This is a genomic window from Methanopyrus sp. KOL6, assembly GCF_002201915.1.
Classification (GTDB): Archaea; JAADCQ01; Methanopyri; order Methanopyrales; family Methanopyraceae; genus Methanopyrus.
On record NZ_CP019470.1, the window covers coordinates 119,902 to 140,827 of the forward strand.

A 20,926-nucleotide genomic window follows, 5' to 3' on the forward strand; every position below is an offset into this window, starting at 1 on the left:
TGAGAGACCCCGTCACTCTTCGTACACCGGCGTACCTTCCTTCTTCGTTAGCTCCCGGAACGTCTCCATAATACGCCTCGTGATTGGTCCTGGGCATTCCTCGCCGATCTTCCGCCCGTCGACCTTCCTAACGGGCGCCACTTCCGCTGCCGTGCCCGTTAGGAACACCTCGTCCGCCGCGTACAGTTCCCCCAGTGTTATCCTCTTCTCTTTCACTGGTATATCGAGCCTATCGCAGATTTCCATCACGGTCGCCCTTGTAATCCCACGGAGAATGGTATCCTCCGGTGGAGTGTACACGGTCCCACCTTCCACTACGAACACGTTGTCACCGGTACCTTCGCAGACGTATCCTTCGTGATCCAACATGATGGCCTCGTCGGCGCCCGCTAAGTTGGCTTGGATCTTCGCCAGGATATTGTTCAAGTAGTTGCACGATTTGATCTTCGGATCTAGCGCGTCCGGTGGAATACGACGCACGGAAGCCGTGATCACCTCGATCCCCTTCTCGTACAGGTCCCCGTACAGCGGCTCCATCGGTTCCGCAATTATCACAACGTTGGGTTCGGGACATTTCTCCGGGTCCAACCCGAGATCACCTTCACCGCGTGAGACCACCACCCGAATGTAAGCGTCCCGCAGCTTGTTGGCTCGTACGGTCTCGATGATGGCTTCCTTCATCTCCACCTTGGTCATCGGTATCTCGAGCATGATAGCCTTCGCGGACTCGTAGAGTCTGTCGACGTGCTCATCCAACTTGAATATCCGACCGTCATAGGCCCGAATGCCCTCAAAAACACCGTCGCCGTACAGGAACCCGTGATCGTAGACGGAGATCTTAGCCTCCTCTCTGGGGACTAGTTCGCCGTTCAGGTAGATGAGTTGCTCACGCTTGGACAACCCGAAACCCCCGACCGCTGCTCGTCGGAATGATGTTAAAACACTCTCCCTCTACCTTCTCGTCGTGAAACGATGCACATCGATATGTGGGGGGTACCGAAAGGTGGTCCAGATCCAGTACGTGATTTTGGAGACCATCCTCAGCAACATTATATCCACGATCGTTGAAAAATACGCGAAGGACCCCATCACCAAACGGTACGTCAGGCAGATGGCTGAGAACATTGTTTCGGATGTACTTAGGGAAGCTCGAAAGCGTAATATTGGTCTGAGTGACCTGTTTAACTCCGAGGGATGGGTACTGAAGGAAATATCCGAGCGTATCTCTAATACGATAGAATCGATCGGAATATCATCCGAGGATTTTCAGAAAACAGTCTCAGAGACTCTCTCATCAGAGCTTAAGTCACCCTCTACGTACTTCAAGTCGATAGCCAAAACGATATCGGAAGTTCTACCAGGCAAGGACGAGGACGTTCCTGATGAGTACTTCTCTGAGAAAGTTCTCAACCGGCTGATAGAAAGCGCTGACGAGTTCGTGTACCTAGCCAGCCCTTGGGTGTCAAGTCCCGAAGATTTAGTAAACGAAGGTGTCATATCACTGAAGGGATTGAAGAACTCAAACATTGAGCTTTGCCTTCTAGTAGCGTCGGGAGAAAATGATGAGAAAGTATTGAAAGAATGGGCGGCTTTAGGATTCGAAATTAGAGAAGCAGAAGGTAGACGTAAGGACGAGTTAGGAATCCATTGTAAAGTGTATGCGAACGAGAAGATGGCGCTCGGGGCCAGCTGGAACCTCACCGTATCGGGTCTTCGACGTCTTCGAGCCATGCGCGAAGTACACACACTTAACCCGAAAACAGAAGAGTGCGATGTGTGCAAAACCAATTATGAACAACTGATTTCAGAGTTTAACTTTCGGTGGATGGAGTCTAAGCAGAAGTTTTTCAGTGACGAAGGGATTGATGGCAGAGCTGTTTTCAAAATCGAGTGGAATGATGATAAACCTAAAAAGATTTTAATTTACCGGGAGAACGGTAAGCGTTGGTTCACAATCAACCTTAGGGAAGACCACGATGGGTTCGTGTTCAACGGTCGAGTGTACCGATACGTCGAGCGATATCACGGGTTCACAACTTTGCTCTTCCAGAACCCAGACATTGCAGCCAAAGTTGTCTATCCTTTCGTCGGACTGAAGCTTAAGAGGATCCGGCCCGAGCACTTGGACGTTGTGGAAAAGAAAGTGGATTGGAAGGACAACGCGAAGAAGTACGTGCTGAAGTTCACGGACAGTCTCTACGACGGAGCGCTCGTCGTTTGGGGGCTGGACCCGGATCCTAACTCATACTTTTACGTCTACGGTGGTAGACTCTTGGTAGCTAAATGTGAAGAGGATGGCGGTACGATCACGGTGAAGTTCATCGACTCCGCGGATCCAGACGACATGCCGGATTGGGTATCCGGAATGGTAGATATAGGATTGCTCTTCGATAGTTCTTCTGGAGAGGGGACACCGACGCTCTTCGTCTACGATTGATTTCCTTACCCCTTCATTTTCGCGACGAAAAATCCGGCAGTGTCGTGCCTGAACGGCCAGTACCGTCGCACCTTCCTGTACTCACGGAACCGCTCCCCACGAAACTCTTCGATCCCGGGTGACCCTGGTACGTCGACGTCAACTAGTTTCACGTCGAACTCCTCCAGGGCGCGTTTCACGATCGCCTCGTTCTCCTCCCACGATACCGAGCACGTCGAGTACACCAACGTGCAACCGTATTCTTCCGCGATACGGAGCGCTGGTTCCAGTATCTCCCATTGCCTTTCCGCGAACCGTTCCAACGGCTTGGGTTTCCACCGGCTGTCCGGGTTCCTGTTCCAGACCCCTGTGGTCGAGCACGGTGGGTCCACCAATATACGATCCGGGACGCCGGGCAAGTCGTCCACCGTCAGCCCACGGGCGTCCCGACAGATCGTTCGGACACAGGTTATCTCGAGCCGACGGCACCGGCGTTCCAAGACCCGGAGTCCCAGTTCCGATCTGTCCACGGCCCACACCTCACCTTCGTCGAACATGCGCTCCGCCGTGTGTGTGGTTTTACTACCCGGTGCTGCGCAGATGTCGAGCACGGTCTCGCCCGGCTCGGCTCCCAGGGCGGCGGACGCGGACGCCGACGCGAGATCCTGCACGTCGAACAGTCCCTCCCGCCAAGCCTTCGATCCGTACCCTCTGCCTCTGACCAGCGCACGCACCTCTTCTAAGAAGGTGGGCTCTGTCACGATACCGTACTCTCTCTCCAATACGTCATCCGCGGTCAGCGGGTCCAACTTCAACCGATTTACTCGGAGGTACTGCGGCGGTACCCTGTTGTTCGCGCGCAGAAGTAACTCGACTCTATCCCGATCACCTCCGAAGATTTCCAGCATGTAGAGCACGAACCACTCGGGATGCCCGTACTCCAGCGCGAGGCGTTCCGTCCATGGGCGATCCTCCAGCACGTTCTTCACGGAGACGCGTTCCACGCCGCGGAGTACGGCGTTGACGAAAGCTCCCGCCCTGCTCCCCACTAGCTTCTTCGCGATCCTGACCATGCAGTCGGTCACCGCTGGTGAAGGGTTCCCCCAGATTTTCATCTCCATGGTGCCGACCCTGAGTATCTGGCGCACGTAAGGCGACCTCACGTCCTCTGGATGTACGTCCGAACCCGTTGCTATGAGTTCGTCCAATAGGTTCCGCCGCTTGATCGTTTCGTACACGAATGCCTGCACGGATCGTCGGACGTCGGTCGAACGGTCCCGGCAAGTACGCTCCACGGCCTCGGGTATCGGCATTCCACGGGTTTCCACGAGGACCAAGGCTTTAACCGCCAGAAGTTGGTTCTCCATGCACCGCCACCCCGGCGGGTGATACGGTGGAAGTCATCAAAGTGGGTGGAGAGATACTGGACCGTGTTGAAGACCTAGCCCAGGTCATCGATGACACCATCGTGGTGCACGGTGGCGGTCCGGAGGTCTCGGACGTGATGGAGCGCATGGGACTCGAACCGAAGTTCGTCCGCGGACTCAGACTCACCGACCGAGAGACGTTGCACGTGGTGACGATGGTCTTGGCCGGTTTAGTGAACAAACGCTTGGTGGCCGAGCTGCGCTCGGAAGGCATCAACGCGTTAGGCTTGTCCGGAGTCGACGGCGGTCTCCTGATAGCAGAAGAGAGGTCGGAGGTTATCGACGGGAAGGAGGTGGATCTTGGGTACGTGGGGGACGTTAAGCGCGTCAATGCCGAGTTACTCGAATCACTGCTGGATGCCGGGTACGTCCCGGTGGTTGCCCCTATTGGGGTGGGCGAAGACGGGACCATGTACAACGTGAACGCCGATACAGCCGCTGGGGCCATCGCCGGGGTAATGCGCGCGGATCGGCTCGTACTACTGACGAACGTGCCAGGAGTCTTGGAAGATCTAGACGACCCCGAGACCATTATCGGACTGGTGCGCCCGGAGGACGTCGAGGAGCTTGAAGAAAAGGGAATCGTCACCGGAGGTATGGTGCCGAAGCTTGAAGCCGCCAAGATGGCTGTGGAGGCGGGATGCCGGGAGGCCGTGATCACGAACCTTGAAGGGTTGCTCGAGGGGAGGGGAACTATCATGAGGTAGCCGAGCACCTTGGCGAGAAAATCGAAAAATACAAACTCCCGAGTGTATTGGACGGGTGCGAACCTAGGGACCGCGCCGTAGAACGTCTACTTAGACATGGAGGGTAGGTACTCCCCCATGTCCGGTACTTCCTCGGTAGGGGCGATGATCGTGGGGGGTATCGTTCACACGTCTCTTACGCGTGGGTCCTTCTGAGAGCCGAGGCCGAAGCGTAGGCGTACTGGACGTCCCGGAAGGGTGAAGTGTGTCCTGCCCGCAGGTGATGATTGTCATCCCGGCTGACCCCATCCCGGGCATGATGGGGACCACCCAGCTGAAGGGGGCGTCGTCGTAAAATTGGTCCGACTCGTGTCGGTAGGGAAGCATGGCGGTGTATCCGTCGAGGTCCTACACCCGCAAGATCTTCCCCCGCAGTTGACTTCATTCTGTAGGATTAAGATCAACGGAGCCAGAGTCATCTCTCGTAAGAGCAATATCGTAGCCTTCCGTGGTAGACCGTCCCTGGAGCCGCTCAACGAACCAGGCAATTTCATATCGATCGCCGCTCGTGAGAGCGAGGTCATGATAGTCGGTGATCCGTATCTGCGGGTGCTTGCGATCGATGAGGGCGAACGGATCGTCGTGAATACGGACCGTCTCCTCGCCTGCCTTGACTTCGAGACCGTGGAACTACAGAACGACGAGATTAAGGTGGTCGAGTGCGTAGGACCTGATATCGTGGTTCTCGCGTGTTCGAGCCCCGTAGTCGCGTCGCTGAAGCTGGAGGGAGACACCGCACACGTACAGACGGGGAGCATCCTGTGTTGGTGGGGAAATATCCACATGGAGACCGTGGCTTCCTCAAGCTCTCCGGCCAGGGTCACGTGATGTTGTCCATCACCAAGAAACCAGACACCACCGAGAAGGCCGCCACATCGAGAAAAGTCAGCCCTTGGATTTAGCGGCTTCCCACGATCCTCAGTAATGTTACGGCTCTTGTAACGATTCGAGGTCTGGTGCGGCCGCCGGGATTTGAACCCGGGCCACGGGCTCGGCAGGCCCGCGTCCTACCAGACTAGACTGCGGCCGCTCACCCGCTGTCATCCCAGCTCCCCAGTCTACTTACTAAATATCTTTTTCGGCCTCACGCAACGCCGCCTCTATTGCCGGGACTGCCTCCCCGATCACCTCGTATCCGTGCCCGGGGAATATCGACCGAACGCCTGTGCTCAACAGCCGCTCCAAAGACTCGCACAGCTTCTCCCTATCCCCGCCCGGGAGGTCCCACCTACCAGGACCGAACCCGAACACGGTATCCCCGGTGAACGCCAAGTCACCGAGCAGGAAACAGCAGCTCCCGGGGGAGTGTCCTGGGGTGTACAGTACCTCCACCTCTTCACCACCCACGTCGAACGTCTCCTTGTCTCGGAACGTGAAGGACGGCTCGTACGCTGGCATCGAACGTCCGAAAAGGTACGCCGCCGACAGTTCGGCGTCTCCCTCTCGCAGCACCTCGGTCTCCGCTCGGTGCACTCCTATCTCGAGCCCGGCTTCCAGGGCGTCAGGACCCGAGGCTGCGTGATCGAAGTGGCAGTGCGTGAGCAAGACGTACCTGACGTCCACGTTCCCGGGTAACTTCTCGATGACCTCTCCGGAAGCTCCTAGATCGATGAGGATCCCCTCGTCACCCACGGCCAACAGGTAACAGTTGCAGTCCGGCGAGGGTGTAATCCCCTTACCGCCGACCCGGAACACCCTCACTTCGCCGTCTGAGTACACCTCCAACAAAGGGGGCGACTCCCCCATGCGACCAGAGGAACTCGCGCTGAAAGCCGTACGGGAGGCTCTCCGGAGGACTGTGTTCGACCCGGACGCCTGGACGCACGTCACCGTGGTATCCGACGACGCTCTCCACGTGCATATCCTGACCAATCAGCGTAAGAACGTTGAGGGAAAAGGCGGCCGTAACCGCCAATACCTCGAAGGGTACACCGAGGGATACCTGGCCGCCCACGGGCATGACGTAGTGGTCCGCGTCTCCATCGTCGGGGCGGGCCTCAAGGACGAGACCGAGGAGTTCCGGTACCTGCCGCTGGAACGAGCCCTGAAAGAAGGGGTGATCGAGGAGGATTCCCCCATCCACAGGGTCTGTGATCGGTTGGGCATCGAGTACGTCGTCCTCGGCGCCCGCGAGATCGTCGGGCCAAATCCGGCCCTAGTCGAGGTCGTCGAAAGCTTCAAAGGGGAGCGCGCTGTCGACGTCTTCACCGGGACCGGTGCTGGGGCGCTCGCCGCGGTCGAGGCGGACTTCAAAGAGGTCTACGCGATAGATCTGAAGGTGCATCCAAAGGTCCGCGAACGTCTAGAGTCGGAAGGGGTCGAGGTAATCGAGGCCGACTTCCGCGACGTCGACTTGCGGGAGTTCGAACCGATCGACCTCCTCACCGCGGACCCACCGTACGCGTCCACCTTCGAGTTCCTAGAAAAGCTCTCCGAGGAACGTCCACGAGTCAACACCACCGTCATCTGCCATGGCTTCTCCTCCTGGACGCGAGCCGTGCGGGAGATCCGAGGCCTTCTGATCGAGCTGTTCGAGGACGTTAAGCCGGTGTCCAAGTACGATCACGAGCTCAGCGTCTGCCGCCGCCTACGAGACTGACCCAGAGACGGCCACCCCCTACGATGTCGCCTTACGTAGGAGTCCAATATCGTCCATCCCCATACCCGTAGTCAGGAGGTAGAACTTTCACGTACCATTGACCACAACCGCTCATGTTAAAGTCGTACCGCTTACGTACAGACATTCGACAGGTAGCGTAGTTACCTCGGTTTTGAAGTGATCGTAAAGTAGTTACATTAGAGGGTCTGAAGACGACAATGATTTAACTAGTATAGGACCGGTTTCAATCGTAAATGACATCCACACAAGTATTCGCGAACTGTTATAGATGCTAATATCAGACAGAGTGCCCCGGATCGTCGTCAGTGCCGTAAACAGTCCCAGATCGAACCGTCATCGGGAACTTAGTGTCGAGGGACTTGCACAGACCCGGATGGCCTCGTTCAGGTAGCCCGAATAAATAGTGCATCGGTTCCCGGGGGTTCTAACGACGAAAGACCCCCCAGTCGGTCTGGTAACCCATCGAGAGATCCACCAGTCCGAGGACCTCACGTCAAGAGACCTGATGAGAGTGCCTCTCCCAACCGTCTGGTACGTGATCCCGAAAGGCCGACATCGAGCACTCTCGAGCTTAGGTTGCTATGGGGAATCGTGAGGGCGAGGGAGAGAGGATAGTTCGAGCCTCCCTAACTGGGGATCCACATACCCGGACGGAACGGGAACGAGTCGAGGCTAACCGCATGCTGGAATGCACCAACTAGCTCCGATCCCGACGACCCACCGCACCGACGCCCTCTATCGACGTTTCGATATACGCCACCCTGCTGGGCACCAGGCCACCTGGCAGGCACCGATTCTCGACGAACCGACGATAGCGCAGGTAAGCCCTGGTCCACAACGTAGTTGAAGGGAACGATGGTGAAGAATTCCTCCTGAGAGCCGGCGCGAACCTCGAATTCCTCAGCACACGCTGTACAGTCCGGATAACAGCTCACGTACCGCATGGGGACCTTCGGACATCTAGTCCGGAATTTGAGGGGAAAACAGTCACGATTTGCCGACATCTTCTTTTTGTAACTTAGAAACGATACGTTCTGATATTCATAACGATCATGGGGTGCCGCGGCCGGGATTTGAACCCGGGCCCACCGGATGGCCATGGGCCCGCGGGATACCCGCGGGCCCTCTTCAGTCCGGCGCTCTCCCAGGCTGAGCTGCCGCGGCTCCGACGTCACGGCCGGCGATACACACTTTCTATTTAACTTTGTCGCCAGCCTGATGTCTGGGTCGGGCGTCCGTATTAGGCTCTCGCAGGGGCCTGGCTATTTGTGCAACTTAAGGGGATGTTCGCGGAGCTCGCGCCGACGATCGAAGGTAGGCTAGGTGTAAGGGGAGAATCGTCGACATCCGTCTGCGAGGACTATGATTGGTGGGGTGCCCGGGATTGTACCTGACGAAAGAGGAGGAGCGGATCCTGAACGGTGAGGAGGGCGAGCTGAAGGCCAAGCTCATGGAAGTGTTGGTAAAGCTCGGGGATGTCTTCGACGCGAAGCGACTCGTGAGGCCCGCCTCGGTGCACGTGTCCGGGGTGTCGTACGGAACGATCGGTGACGCGGGACTGAGGTTCCTGAGGAAGGTAGCGGAGGCTGGTCTGAAGGTCTCGGTCCCGACGAGCGTGAACCCATGTGGCATCTGTCTGGACGGTAACCTCCCGGTAGACGAGGAGTTCGAGCGGAGGCAACGCGAGATCATGGACGCCTTGGAGTCGCTGGGCACGGCCCCGGTGTACACGTGCGTGCCGTACCAGCAGGGGTTCCAACCCTCACGCGGTGATCTCCTGGCGTGGGGGGAATCCTCCGCCGTCTTCGTGGCGAACACGTATTACGGTGCGCGGGCGAACCGTGAAGGGGCACCGGCGACTGTCGCGGCGGCGGTCGTGGGGAGGATCCCGGAGTACGGGATGCACCTGGACGAGAACCGGGTGGCGGAGTACGAAGTGGTCGTCGAGTTCGAGCCGCGGAACGACTTTGAGTGGTCGGCGCTGGGATACTACCTGGGGGAGGTGCTCGACGGGATCCCGGTACTGAGATTGCCAACGGTTCCCTCATTGTCGAACGTGAAGTACATGGGAGCCGCGGCGGCGGCCTCGGGAGCGCTGGCTATGGCTTACATTCCAGGGATCACGCCGGAGGAGCCACGGGTGGACGGTACCGAGAGGATCGAGGTGGAGCGGAAGGACGTGTTCGACCTTATAGAGGAGAGGTTCGGGACGGAGCGTGAGGGATTCTCGTTCACCGGGTGTCCTCACAGACCCGACGGTGAGATTCCGAGGTTCGACGGCTGCGCGATCTGCTGTCCGGCGAACGCGACACTCGACGGGCACAGGCTCCGGGGAACGTGCCCCGTAGTCGCGCCGATCGAGGACGTCTACGACGTGGTGTTCACAGACTCGCTGAAGGCCGCCCACTACTTGGCGTCACGGGTCGAGGTGAACGTGGGTCCGCTGTGATCGGGGAAAAATCATAAGTAGGACTAAGTCCGGAACAGCTCCGAGTCGGGGCCGTGGGGTAGCCTGGTCTATCCTTCCGGCTTTGGGGGCCGGAGACCCCGGTTCAAATCCGGGCGGCCCCACCAATCTCAGGAATCGTTGCGAACATCATAACGATCCGGATTCTGATGAGTGAGTGAACAATGTTACCGACGTAGCTCGGGTAGCCGCAGTATCCTTGTGGCTCTGGTGAGATCCTTGATCCTCCACTCTGATTCTCCTATTACGCTCCGTTGGGCTTCACGCCAGCGATACGTCAGCCTAGCCCTCCAGGAGTCCACGCGCTGCGCGTCCGTGTGGTACTCGTCGTCCTCGCTCATTAGTACCGGACGTTCGGGTTCCTCTGTCGGATCTATACCGGTCCATTCCGCCAGCTCTCGGAGTGCCTCCAGTCCTCGTTCGGTGATGGGGAACTCGATGGTTTCCTCCGGTTTCTCGACCCTCAGACGGAGCTCGTCCGGTGTTCCTTCCAGCCAAGGCTCGCCGGGACACACGTCCTCCCAACGCATTCTCACTAGGTCCATCACGCTGATTCCCGATTCGGCGATGATTCTGAACGGCGCCCACCAGGATGCGTCCTTGTTTTCTTTTGCCCATTCCTCGATCAAATCTACCAGCTCTAAAACTTCGCGAGCGTCCTGCTCGGTCATCTCAGGCGATGCGGGCGATCCGTACGCCTTCACGGTCAGGATGAGCAGTGGATCCCTACCAACGGCTCGTAGGGCCTTAGTGAGTGCGTACCAGCACAGTCTACCCATTTCGTGGTCCAACTCCATGTTACGGACTGACTCTACCAGAAGGTTACGGAGCTCGCGTGCCACCTCTAAAATCTCCTCGTCTGGAGCCTTCTTGAGCCACTCTTCCGGCTCCTCGTCCTCCAAGATCCTCCGGAGGAATTCGTCCAGTCTTCGTAAAACGAAGCGGTACGAGTGTCTGGTGTTTTCGTTACGTACGTCCAGCAGATCCACCAGATTCTCCAGAGCCACCGGGACTCCCCCTACGTGAAAGTTTTACGTGACGCTCGGATGGACCCCTGCTCCCAGCCGTAGCGCCGACACACCAACACACTAGCCGTTGTACTATATCAGTTATGTCGAACACAGAGAACACTGAAGGGGTATCGCGACGTGTCTGAGCCGAACGTAGTGGAGCTGTTCCACGGCGACCTGTACTCTATCGCGTACCGAGCAGGGCTGGACAAGTTCCTACCAATAATCGGAAGGGCGCGCATCACCCCGGCAGAACTGACGCTCGCGGGACTGTTGGAGCTAGGGTATGATGTGGAAGTCACTACGCTGGAGGGGAAATCGCTACCCGGTCGGAGGAGAATAGAATTGGCGGGCGAGGTGAAGGAGGTTGTGACCGGACGGTACGTGGAGAACCTCTTGGACTCGGACCGCGTGCATCACCTTAGGCTTTCCGCTAGGTGTCTCGGGGCGAAGGTCAAAATACATTACTCCTCCGACTGGGGGGTAGAGGTAGGAGGCTACGGGGTGAATCCTTCGAAGCTTCATAAGAACCGAGCGTTGGTGAAATTGTTGGAGTTCGTGTCGACGCGTGAGCCGTCCTTCACGGATCTCGTGGTGGACTTAGGGTCGGCTCCCGGAGGCTGGTCGTCCTTCGCGGCGCAGGTTGCGGAGAACGTGGTCGCCGTCGACCCAGCGAGGTTGGAGGATCGAGTGAGAGAGCTGGAGAACGTGCATCACCTGCGTATCACGGCCCACGAGTTCGTCCTCCCCGAGATGATCGGGGTCGGATTTCCTGGGGAGAAAGTGACGCTGCTCTCGGACATTTACTCCGGAAACCCCGAGGACGACCTGTATGCGGTCCTTCGGCTGTTGGAGCATCTCGAGAACGATGTCGCGTGGGGTTTCGTGAAGGTGGCGCCGGCGGAGGACGATGTGTTGGAATGGTTCATGGGGGAGATCGAAGAGGCGGGGTTCGCGGTGGAGAACGTCAATCTCGAGTCGGCGAGCTCGAACGAGACGTTCGTTTACTTCCGAGAGTGATGGTGGTCTCGTGGCGGTAAGGAGGGGAGCACACACAAAGTATCCTCAGCGTCTCCGAGCCGTCGTTCTCGACCCAGTGTACCGAGCCACGTGGGATTTCCACACAGTTCTCCGGATGAACCTCCAAAGATCTCGATCCGACGTGTACGATGCCCCGACCCTCCAGGACCCAGTACACCTCGTCAAAGTCGATGTGGTAGTGCGGTACCGTGGACTCTCCTGGTGGAACCTCCGCGACAGCCAGGCTCACGGTCTTAACGCGGGAGAACTCTGGACGTACGACTTCGTAGATCAGCGAGCCGTCGAGTGTCACGTAGGGTTCGGAGTCACGCGGGCTACGTTTCAAGACTCGACACTCCCCGCGAAGTTAGTGGCGAACGTCAGATGGGAGGCCGCGTGTACGTGGACGTACGTTCCCAACACGTTCGGGAAGTCTTTGGGTCGGAATCCCTCCCGTCCGCGCCAACCTTGACCGCGGATTATCCGATACGCGCTCTCGAGACCTTCTGGCCTCACGAGGCGTGAGTAATGGAACTCGTGGCCCTTGAACATCTCACCCTTACGCGTTACCGGGGTGTCGTCCACGGCGCGGGCGACCGTGTAGCTGAGACCTTGAACCCTATCCGTCATTTCGACCGCTACGTCAAAGACTCCTACCCACCTGTACCTGTCCTCGTTCCACCTGAGCTCCTTACACAGGTACATAAAGCCGCCGCATTCCGCGTATATCGGAGCACCCGACTCCGCCAACTCTCGGATGGAGTCACGCGTACTCTCGGCATCTTCCAGCTGACGTGCGAACAGCTCCGGATAGCCACCTCCGATGTAAAGTGCATCAGCGTCGGGTGGAACGTCCTCGTCGCGTACTGGGCTGAACTCCAGGAGCTTCGCGCCGTTCTCCTCGAGCGCCTCTAGGTTCTCCGGGTAGTAGAAGTTGAAGGCTTCATCCTTAGCCACGGCGATGCGGCATTTGGTCGGGTTCACTTCCCAGGGACGCTCCCCTGGCCCCAGTGGGCCGGCGGCCTTCGCCACATCGATGAGCGAGTCCAGGTCCACGTGCTCGGAGATCACTTCAGCCACTGTGCGGAGACGTTCCCTCATCTCCTCGAGGCGTTCGGGAGTCGGTACCAAACCCAAATGCCGGTAATCCACCTTGAGCCTGCGGTCCCTGGGGACGTAACCCAGGACTTTGACATCGGTGTATTTAACCAGAGCGCGTCGCGCCTTGCGGTAGTGAACCTCTGACCTGATGCGGTTCAGTATCACGCCGACTATGTTCGCTCCTTCCAGTTCTGTGTATCCCTTCACCAGCGCCGCCACACTCTTGGTGAGACTCCGGGCGTCGACGATCAACACTACGGGCGCGTTAAGGACCTCGGAGACGTGGTACGTGCTTCCCCTAACACCGACAGCGCCGATACCCTCGTAAAGCCCTCGAACTCCCTCCACGACGGCGAGATCGGCGCCCTCACATCGGTGCTGGAAGAGCCATATAACGTGCTTCTCGCGGAAGAGGAACGTGTCGAGGTTACCACACGGTCGCCCGGAAGCCAGCCAGTGGTACGACGGATCGATATAATCGGGGCCCACCTTGAACGGTTGCACCTCGTATCCGTCGTCTCGTAGCGCCCTAATTATGCCAGCGGTTATCACAGTCTTACCACAAGCGCTGGACGAGCCAGCGAGTACGATCCGGGGTATCGGCAACAGGACACCCCTGTTTCCGTGTACCATAAAATTTGATATACAGGACTTCCACGCCGACCGCTCGGGGGAAAGCTTTACATCTATGCGATGCAGGGGATGCGGTTCCTCCAACCTGGAGGAGCGTGACGAAGGAGACTACGTCGTCGTTAAGTGCCGCGAGTGCGGCCATACCACCGTCCGCAGGAAAGTGGGGTTGGTAGGTCTGACCACCGAAACACTGGGCATCGCCGTAGCCACAGTAGTGACCGCGACGGCGATCGCCTCGACGCTCGTGTAAAAGGTGGGAAGGAAATAGGATCATCGGAAGGCCAGAACGGCCCCTCACCTGTTTGGATGTTCCGGCCCGGTACGCAACGGCGTCCATCCCGGGAGGGTACGCCTCCCAGGTCGCGCCGCCGCTGTGAAGTCGTGTGGCCGGGGCGGGGGAAACCCGATACCGACGCCCTCACTCCGTATTTTATTGTATTTGTATTTATTTCATGAGGTGCTTGGCGTACTTCAGGAGCGACGGTTTCCTGGCGATCACCTTCTTGGCAACCTTCACGACCCCCTCTCCTTTCACCAACCTGAGGATATCCTCGCGGTCCAGCGCCTCCGCCAGTGCGTTGAGCTCCTCGTTACTCATCTCGGAAAGTATCTTGGACGCCTTCAGTGTGTATTTGAACATCCTACCGAATTCTTCTTTCCATTGGTCTTGGTATTGTTTTAGGAAGGTGGCGGACGTGTCGTCTTCTTCGATCGCTTCGGCCGCGACCTCGCCCGCGATCCGACCACAAACCAGGGAAGTGTGAAGACCACCACCGGTCACCGGGTTAACCTGACGAGCCGCATCACCCACCACGAGAATACCATCACCATACGTCCGCCCAACAGGCCCACACACCGGCACACCACCCACATTCACCTCCACGGGGACGGCCTCCGCTACAGCTTCTGAAATGAGCTCGTGATCCTCCAAGGCGCGGTTCAGTACCTTCAGCGCATCTCCGGGTTCGGATTCGGACCCTCGGATGCCCACTCCCACGTTCGCCCGACCTTCGCCCTTCGGGAAGATCCAGAAGTATCCTCCCGGAAAGAACTCGGCGTCGACGAAGAAGTGCGTGGCGTCCTCCTCAACATCAACGCCTATCATCTCGTACTGTGCGCATGTGCACATCTCTGTGGGTTTGAGTGGTGGGACTAGTCCTGCGGTTCTTCCTATGCGAGACTCGATCCCGTCCGCGGCGATGGTGACGCGTGCTCGAACCTCATGCACACCATCCACTCCCTCGTACTCGACCCCAACCACCCGACCATCATCAACCAACGCCCGACGAGCACGCGCCAACAACTCAACCTCCGCACCAGCCTCAACAGCCCGAACAACCAACCACTTATCAAACACACGACGCTCCAACACGTACCCGTCACCGGGGACCTCGAATTCCTTCCCGTTGGGAGCGTAAATGAGAGCACGCGAGATCTCGGTAGCGATCCACTCGTCCTGTGGCTCGATTCCAGCGTGTTCGAGCCCATGTGCGCTGATACCCTCGGCACACTGTTTTGGGACACCGACCTCGGCCTTACGCTCGAGTACCAAGACATCACAACCTGCCTCCGCCGCAGCCCACGCCGCGACCGAACCCGCCGGACCAGCACCAACCACAACCACATCGAACTCCACCTTCACTCCCCCTCGTCCTCGATGGCGCCCATCGGGCAAACCTTAGCGCAAATGCCACAGTCGTCGCACTCAGGGCCGAACTTTGGTTTCCCACCGGAAATCGTCAGCGCATCCTTGGGGCAGACCGCAGCGCACGCAGCGCACCCGAGACAACGTTCGACCATGACTTTCAACCCCAATCACCTCCCTCATTCCAGGAACTCGATCACATCGAGACGTTCACACTCAGCTTCAACCTCAACAAGTTCGGCGAGACTGGGGCGCGTCCGTCCAGCGTCTCCAGATATTAACTCTTTCACGTACAGTCCCGGGTCGCAGAGGAACTCGACGATGGCTCGATCTCTGTCGTGCTCGACCAGCTTGGCCTCGTGAACTCTTTTTCTCCTGACCTTGTCCGCCCTCCTGTGGAGCACGCGCCTCGGTGTCCTTTGCTCTATTACACACCTTTTCAGCTCCTCTAGGGCTTCTCTCAGCTTATCCTCTGGAACTGGTTTTCCGAACTTCACCCACGCTCGGTACCTCTTTCGGGATCGCTCGGAGAGATCTTTCACCTTCCCGACGTCTTCGGGCCCCCCGTACTCCAGTCCTACCACCTGTACGTCGTCGCCCACCTTCCGGTTGATCTCTTCTTCAACCCTCTTAAGGTCGACGTTCCTGCGCTTAGGATACAGGAGTTCCATCACGAAAGGCCTACCATTTCCGAGCATTCTCGCGTCGATATCTTCGCGACCCGCAGCGTGGAACTTGTGCGACTCCGCCAGGAATGCATCCTTCAGCACCATTCCAATGAGTTCCTCCACAGACTCCGTGTACAGCTTACCAGTGAAATCGCAGTTCGGACATCCCGCCCCCCCACACCGCGGGCAGGGCCACTTCGTCTGCGGGATCCCCCTTCTCAACTTAAGGTAGCGCCCTCGCACGTAGACGGGGCGTACGTAGATTTCGAACTTCGGATCCTCCAAGGAGGACCGGAAGTCGAACACCATCTCTATATCCGGATCTCTCGGGTCCGCGCGCACGTTCAGTAGATTTTCCACCCTTTTACCGACTTCCCTGTTGAACTCGCGTTTGATTGGTTCACCCTCGACGCCGAGTATCTCCCAGAGCTCTTCCTCGGCTTCCCGTATTTCCTCCGGCCATCTGGATCCCACTACGAATCCACGGAACTCGACGTCTTTCAGTTCACACGCGACCACCTCAGCGAACTCGTCCACTTTTTCCAGCACTCCACGGCACACACCGCAGGGTTCAGGTTCTGGAGGGTCGTCGAGTACCGCTGCGGCCTCCTCCAGCCCGGATCGAGCGAGTAGTTCGAGTGTTTCCTCTTCCCCCTCCAAGTGCGCTAGCATCCCTATGTACAGCTTGATGGATCGCCCTCGCTCCCAGTTCTCGAGACCTGTCAACCCGTAGCCGAAAGCCCGGCCTAGGCAGTGGTCGCACGGATTGAACCGTCTCAGCACCTCTCGTAGCTTATCGATCACGGCGGACCACCACCCGTGGATCGCTTCTAGAGACGTTGGACATCGACGGATCGGTGACGATGACTCGAGACTTGCACCCGAGTACGACGGCAGGGTGAAGCGTCCGAGCTGTCCGTGTTTCACATACGCTACGGGTTAGTCGAGGAGATCCGGAGTGGATCATCCCTACCTCCGTGGGTTGCTCTACCGTTGTCGGACAACGTGGCCATCATACTCGCACAAAAAGTCAGAATGCACCCGGGTGGAGAGGCGGCATACTAGTCTGCCACTGGGTGCCGGTAATCTCCGGACTCAAGCCGACATCACGTAAGTGCGTTAAACACAATCGAAGTCCGCCGCTACCCACCGCGACGGCACGAACGGCAACGGTTTAACCCGTGGTGCGATCGTGAGGCGGGGGTCCGAGAACATGCCCAGGATAGCCTCCGTGAAAGCTAGGGAAGTGCTAGACTCACGCGGAGAACCCACGGTGGAAGTGGAGGTGGAACTCGAAGACGGTACCGTAGGTCGGGCTATGGTCCCATCCGGAGCTTCCACGGGCACGTACGAAGCGCTGGAGTTGAGGGACGGCGACGATCGCTACGGGGGTAAGGGAGTGCGCCGCGCCGTCAGGAACGTGGAGGAGATCATAGCCCCGGAGATCGAGGGACTCGACGCGACGACCCAATCCGACATCGACCGCATGATGATCGAGCTCGACGGCACCGAGAACAAGTCTCACCTCGGAGCGAACGCGATTTTAGGGGTCTCACTGGCTGTCGCCCGGGCAGCGGCCAAGTCGCTGGGAATCCCTCTGTACCGGTACTTAGGCGGTCCAACTGCGCGCCGACTACCCGTGCCGTTCATGAACGTCATCAACGGCGGCGAGCACGCTGGTAACGAGCTCGACTTCCAGGAACATATGATCGTTCCACACGGATTCGAATCGTTCTCCGAAGCCCTTCGAGCCGGCGTAGAGACGTACCACGTCCTTGGGGAGCTGCTGGAGGAGGAGTATGGGCCGATCGCTACGAACGTGGGTGACGAGGGCGGTTACGCCCCACCGATGAAGGATATGATGGAACCACTAGACGTCCTCGTGGAGGCCATCGAGGAGGCCGGATATGCACCCGGCAGGGAGATCGCGTTGGCCCTGGACGCAGCCGCGAGCGAGTTCTACGACGAAGACTCAGGGACGTATAGGGCATACGGTCAGAAGTACACCCGCGACGAGCTGATCGACGTGTACAAAGATCTAGTAAGCCAGTACCCGATCGTCTCCATAGAGGATCCGCTGCACGAGGAGGACTTCCGGGGATTTGCCAAGATCACCGAAGAGCTAGGAGACAAGATCCAGATCGTGGGTGACGACTTGTTCGTGACGAACCCGAACCGCTTGCGGAAGGGTATCGAGATGGGGGCGGCAAACGCCCTGCTTCTGAAGGTGAACCAGATAGGCACCCTGACGGAGGCCCTGGAGGCGGGTGAACTCGCGCTTCACCACGGGTACGGAGTAATGGTAAGCCACAGGAGCGGTGACACTGAAGACCCGTTCATCGCCGACTTGGCCGTGGCCCTTGGGTGCGGGCAAATCAAGACCGGAGCACCCGCTCGTAGCTCGAGGACCGCCAAGTATAACCAGTTACTCCGAATCGAGGAAGACCTGGCCGGGACGGCGGAGTTCGGACCTCGGAACGACTTCTTCCTGCCCTAACTTCCGCTCTCCGGTATCACACATTCGACACCACACCATCTCTACCACAATCTTGGGCTTAAACCAGCCTCAGGGAATACACGGTCTACTGGCATAACTGCGGCTATGGGGAGCGTGATCCATCATAGTTCCGAAGACGATCGAACGCTAGAAGTATGGACAACGCGAACATCACTGAGAAAAGTCATCTTCATCAATTCAGGGAGATCATGGCGATCACTAATTTGACAACATCCGCAGGGTGCGCGGTTGTAGCGACTTGCGAGGCACCGCGGTCTCCGACAAGCTCCCGTGAAGGCAGGTACCCAACCCTGGGAATATCAAGATCATCGCCACCAAACCGAAAAAACACAAGAATTCCATGAAGCTCCGCGCTTCACGCGGTTGTTCACCGAGAACGACACCGTCGCCAAAATCCGAGGTGCAGCCGCGAGGAGGAAAATATGGCGCCTTCGGCTCACAGTATTTCAACACGCCCATGATTACGGCCAGAAGCATCGGGAGTACCTACACTATCGGCAATATACGCAGGATTTCATTGATGCTGAACGCCAGACCCCGCCCTTCGGCGACCTCCTCGGTCGCGATCACGGTATCCACGGGACCCTCGCGCAGTGTCTGTCCCTTTGCAGCCTTAACCTGCAAGGAGGTCACGCACAACCAGTACATCCACCTAGGCGCCTACCCGTCCCCGCGGCCCACAGTCTCCCGGCCACACGCTTCACGGACACCCATGTGCTTCGTGCAGGGCCGTCGGCTTACCGATGATGGGTCTCGTCTTTGTCTCTTGAGCTCTAGGTCCACACTAATCCAGGTGATCTCTTCCACGGGGACTCCCGCGACGTCCTTGTCGTAGATTATCAGCACCTTGTCCTCCCCGACGACTAGTCCATTCCTCCTCAGAACTCGTAGGTAGGTCACAGCAGAGGCGGTAGAAGTGGTGCGACTATCACTAAGGGGGAGAGATTACTGTCGCTCCGACTACCGTTGGATAGTGTTTCTCCACTACTTACATCCCGACCGCGACAATGAGTCAAGCGGTTACGAAGTTAAGTGTCTCGACTATGAAGGACCCTATGCGTTGGTACGATCGGTGGTCCATGGCTCTGGGCTTCACCCCTCTTACCCCGATCACTCAGGGACCGGGGTGGGATACTCACCCGTCAAACAACCTACACATAGCTCACGTTTCTTCAACCCGATCGACTCGACGAGACCCTCCAAGGACAGGTAAGCCAGCGAGTCCGCCGAGATTTTCTCACATATTTCTGGAACGTCTAAGTCTGCGGCTATGAGCTCCTCCTTCGTAGCCATATCAATCCCGTAATAACAGGGGGACACTACTGGAGGCGACGCTATCCTCATGTGGATCTCACGGGCCCCTGCATCCCGCAACATCTCCACTATCTGTCGGGAGGTGTTTCCGCGTACGATGCTGTCGTCCACTACGCCCAGCGAGCATCCCTTGATCACATCCCGGATAGGGTTCAACTTCACCCGGATGCTCCGTACGCGCTCCTCCTGCTCCGGCATGATGAACGTCCTGCCCACGTACCGATTCTTGATCAGCCCCTCCTCCATAGGAACTCCCAACGACTCCGCGTACCCAAGCGCCGCCGTTCGGCCCGAATCCGGGACGGGGACCACCAGATCGCACTCGACTGGGGCCTCCTCGGCGAGTCGCTTACCCATGCACTTCCGACATTCGTACACACATTTGCCTTCGATGATGGAATCCGGTCGCGCGAAGTACACGAATTCGAACATACAGACGGCTTTGCGTTCCCTTCTCACGACCTTACTTTCGACGTCGCCCTCCCGAATCCAAACTACCTCACCACGCTCCAGCTCGCGGCGTTCCTCCACACCTAGCATATCCAGACCCACAGTCTCGGAGGAAACGAAGAAGCCACGTTCATCCCATCCCAGGCACAGTGGCCGGAATCCCCAGGGGTCCCGAACCGCGATTAGGTCACCGTGACTCGTTATCACGGTCAGGGAGTACGAACCTATCAGCCGTTCCATAACGTCCTCGAACGCCTCGAACATATCGTCGGTTTCGGTGAGGGCGACCGCGAGCAGTCGGGCGATGACCTCCGAATCAGTTTCGGAAACGAAAGCATGCCCGTCAAAAACGAGCTTCCTTCTTAGCTCCTCAGAGTTCACGATGTCTCCGTTATGGGCCAGAGCCAACTCGCCCTTCGAGTACCCCACTTTGAACGGCTGAGCGTTGACGAGCTCGGAAGTGCCAGTTGTAGAATACCTAACGTGGCCGATACCCACCGGGCCCGAGAGCTTCCGCAGGTCAGATCGATCGAAGACTTCGGTCACTAGACCCATTCCCTTCTTCCCGATCAGTCTGAGTCCATCGTACACGCAGATTCCGGCCGACTCTTGACCCCTGTGCTGGTTCGCATGGAGGATGAGGTAATTATAAACGCCCGCCTCGTTTCCCTCGAACAGGTAACATCCGGAAATCCCGCACAACCACTATACCCCCGGGCGGTACACTACATGGGCACGGCTTCGACCGTAGCGATTCTCCTGTGGTCGCTCATATCGTACCCGGTCAACGCGGTCGAGCCGATAGAGCACTCCACCCACGGAGCCGAATCATTCGTGAACGAAGGTCATTACGCGGACCACCGATTCGATCGCGAGCTCCGGGAGCAATCT

At 58.0% G+C, this 20,926-nt stretch carries 20 protein-coding genes and 3 tRNA genes; 9 read left to right on the plus strand and 14 right to left on the minus strand.

Going from position 1 to position 20,926, the window contains the following annotated elements; all coding sequences use genetic code 11:
- Positions 1-12: 12 nt before the first annotated feature.
- Entirely contained in the window at positions 13-900 is an 888-nt protein-coding gene (gene ilvE, locus BW919_RS00705) for a branched-chain-amino-acid transaminase (RefSeq protein ID WP_088334836.1), read from the minus strand.
- A gap of 103 nt (positions 901-1,003) precedes the next feature.
- Here ilvE and BW919_RS00710 point away from each other — a divergent pair, with 103 nt between their 5' ends.
- The gene (locus BW919_RS00710) at positions 1,004-2,437 is read left to right on the plus strand and encodes a hypothetical protein (protein ID WP_088334838.1); all 1,434 of its coding nucleotides are present in this window, start codon (positions 1,004-1,006) and stop codon (positions 2,435-2,437) included.
- 5 nt (positions 2,438-2,442) lie between these two features.
- Here BW919_RS00710 and BW919_RS00715 read toward each other — a convergent pair whose 3' ends face one another.
- Positions 2,443-3,783 (minus strand): transcription antitermination factor NusB, encoded by a 1,341-nt coding sequence (locus BW919_RS00715; RefSeq protein WP_088334840.1) that lies wholly within the window; start codon positions 3,781-3,783, stop codon positions 2,443-2,445.
- 26 nt (positions 3,784-3,809) lie between these two features.
- On the opposite strand from BW919_RS00715, the gene argB reads away from it, so the two are divergent.
- A complete protein-coding gene (gene argB / locus BW919_RS00720; protein ID WP_088334842.1) occupies positions 3,810-4,550 on the plus strand; it encodes an acetylglutamate kinase in 741 nt (246 codons plus the stop codon).
- Positions 4,551-4,886: 336 nt separating this feature from the next.
- Entirely contained in the window at positions 4,887-5,417 is a 531-nt protein-coding gene (locus BW919_RS00725) for a hypothetical protein (RefSeq protein WP_088334844.1), read from the plus strand.
- A 126-nt stretch (positions 5,418-5,543) separates the two neighbouring features.
- On the opposite strand, the gene BW919_RS00730 is transcribed toward BW919_RS00725, so the two are convergent.
- Positions 5,544-5,619: transfer RNA gene (locus tag BW919_RS00730), tRNA-Gly, on the minus strand.
- Positions 5,620-5,654: 35 nt separating this feature from the next.
- A complete protein-coding gene (locus BW919_RS00735) occupies positions 5,655-6,308 on the minus strand; it encodes an MBL fold metallo-hydrolase (protein ID WP_232452986.1) in 654 nt (217 codons plus the stop codon).
- Positions 6,309-6,333: 25 nt separating this feature from the next.
- Between BW919_RS00735 and BW919_RS00740 the strand changes: the two genes are divergently transcribed.
- Positions 6,334-7,188 carry a class I SAM-dependent methyltransferase gene (locus BW919_RS00740; RefSeq protein ID WP_088334848.1) on the plus strand — a complete coding sequence of 285 codons (855 nt, stop codon included), beginning with the start codon at positions 6,334-6,336 and terminating at the stop codon, positions 7,186-7,188.
- A 1,079-nt stretch (positions 7,189-8,267) separates the two neighbouring features.
- Here the strand turns inward: BW919_RS00740 and BW919_RS00745 are convergent.
- A tRNA-Phe gene (locus tag BW919_RS00745) sits at positions 8,268-8,373 on the minus strand.
- Between the two features lie 220 nt (positions 8,374-8,593).
- On the opposite strand from BW919_RS00745, the gene BW919_RS00750 reads away from it, so the two are divergent.
- Positions 8,594-9,658 carry an aconitase X gene (locus tag BW919_RS00750; RefSeq protein WP_157665799.1) on the plus strand — a complete coding sequence of 355 codons (1,065 nt, stop codon included), beginning with the start codon at positions 8,594-8,596 and terminating at the stop codon, positions 9,656-9,658.
- A 47-nt stretch (positions 9,659-9,705) separates the two neighbouring features.
- Positions 9,706-9,783: transfer RNA gene (locus BW919_RS00755), tRNA-Pro, on the plus strand.
- A gap of 60 nt (positions 9,784-9,843) precedes the next feature.
- Here the strand turns inward: BW919_RS00755 and BW919_RS00760 are convergent.
- Positions 9,844-10,683 (minus strand): hypothetical protein, encoded by an 840-nt coding sequence (locus BW919_RS00760; protein ID WP_088334852.1) that lies wholly within the window; start codon positions 10,681-10,683, stop codon positions 9,844-9,846.
- A 141-nt stretch (positions 10,684-10,824) separates the two neighbouring features.
- Here BW919_RS00760 and BW919_RS00765 point away from each other — a divergent pair, with 141 nt between their 5' ends.
- Complete coding sequence (locus BW919_RS00765) at positions 10,825-11,706, plus strand: SAM-dependent methyltransferase (RefSeq protein ID WP_157665800.1); 882 nt, start codon at positions 10,825-10,827, stop codon at positions 11,704-11,706.
- Here BW919_RS00765 and BW919_RS00770 read toward each other — a convergent pair.
- Both BW919_RS00770 and BW919_RS00775 read right to left on the minus strand, forming a co-directional pair.
- Positions 11,654-12,052: a cupin domain-containing protein gene (locus BW919_RS00770; protein WP_088334856.1), complete on the minus strand. Its 399-nt coding sequence runs from the start codon at positions 12,050-12,052 to the stop codon at positions 11,654-11,656. The two genes, BW919_RS00765 and BW919_RS00770, sit on opposite strands and share 53 nt — an antisense overlap.
- Positions 12,049-13,413, minus strand: coding sequence for a cobyrinate a,c-diamide synthase (locus BW919_RS00775; RefSeq protein ID WP_157665802.1), 1,365 nt, complete (start codon positions 13,411-13,413; stop codon positions 12,049-12,051). The genes BW919_RS00770 and BW919_RS00775 overlap by 4 nt, the downstream gene beginning before the upstream one ends.
- 82 nt (positions 13,414-13,495) lie before the next feature.
- Between BW919_RS00775 and BW919_RS00780 the strand changes: the two genes are divergently transcribed.
- The gene (locus BW919_RS00780; protein ID WP_088334860.1) at positions 13,496-13,690 is read left to right on the plus strand and encodes a hypothetical protein; all 195 of its coding nucleotides are present in this window, start codon (positions 13,496-13,498) and stop codon (positions 13,688-13,690) included.
- Positions 13,691-13,885: 195 nt separating this feature from the next.
- On the opposite strand, the gene BW919_RS00785 is transcribed toward BW919_RS00780, so the two are convergent.
- From BW919_RS00785 to BW919_RS00795, 3 genes are read right to left on the minus strand one after another with little or no spacing between them, the layout of a single operon-like run.
- Complete coding sequence (locus BW919_RS00785) at positions 13,886-15,076, minus strand: NAD(P)/FAD-dependent oxidoreductase (protein WP_088334862.1); 1,191 nt, start codon at positions 15,074-15,076, stop codon at positions 13,886-13,888.
- 2 nt (positions 15,077-15,078) lie between these two features.
- Positions 15,079-15,240: a DUF362 domain-containing protein gene (locus BW919_RS00790; protein WP_232452987.1), complete on the minus strand. Its 162-nt coding sequence runs from the start codon at positions 15,238-15,240 to the stop codon at positions 15,079-15,081.
- A 24-nt stretch (positions 15,241-15,264) separates the two neighbouring features.
- The gene (locus BW919_RS00795; protein ID WP_157665804.1) at positions 15,265-16,557 is read right to left on the minus strand and encodes a tRNA pseudouridine(54/55) synthase Pus10; all 1,293 of its coding nucleotides are present in this window, start codon (positions 16,555-16,557) and stop codon (positions 15,265-15,267) included.
- 409 nt (positions 16,558-16,966) lie between these two features.
- Here BW919_RS00795 and eno point away from each other — a divergent pair, with 409 nt between their 5' ends.
- Entirely contained in the window at positions 16,967-18,250 is a 1,284-nt protein-coding gene (eno, locus tag BW919_RS00800; RefSeq protein WP_088334868.1) for a phosphopyruvate hydratase, read from the plus strand.
- Positions 18,251-18,757: 507 nt separating this feature from the next.
- Here the strand turns inward: eno and BW919_RS07795 are convergent.
- The 3 genes from BW919_RS07795 to purF all read right to left on the minus strand — a co-directional run bounded on the left by BW919_RS07795 (position 18,758) and on the right by purF (position 20,737).
- The gene (locus BW919_RS07795) at positions 18,758-18,910 is read right to left on the minus strand and encodes a hypothetical protein (RefSeq protein ID WP_157665806.1); all 153 of its coding nucleotides are present in this window, start codon (positions 18,908-18,910) and stop codon (positions 18,758-18,760) included.
- Between the two features lie 21 nt (positions 18,911-18,931).
- Complete coding sequence (locus BW919_RS00810) at positions 18,932-19,117, minus strand: hypothetical protein (RefSeq protein ID WP_088334872.1); 186 nt, start codon at positions 19,115-19,117, stop codon at positions 18,932-18,934.
- A 264-nt stretch (positions 19,118-19,381) separates the two neighbouring features.
- The gene (gene purF, locus BW919_RS00815) at positions 19,382-20,737 is read right to left on the minus strand and encodes an amidophosphoribosyltransferase (RefSeq protein WP_088334874.1); all 1,356 of its coding nucleotides are present in this window, start codon (positions 20,735-20,737) and stop codon (positions 19,382-19,384) included.
- Between the last annotated feature and the right edge of the window lie 189 nt (positions 20,738-20,926).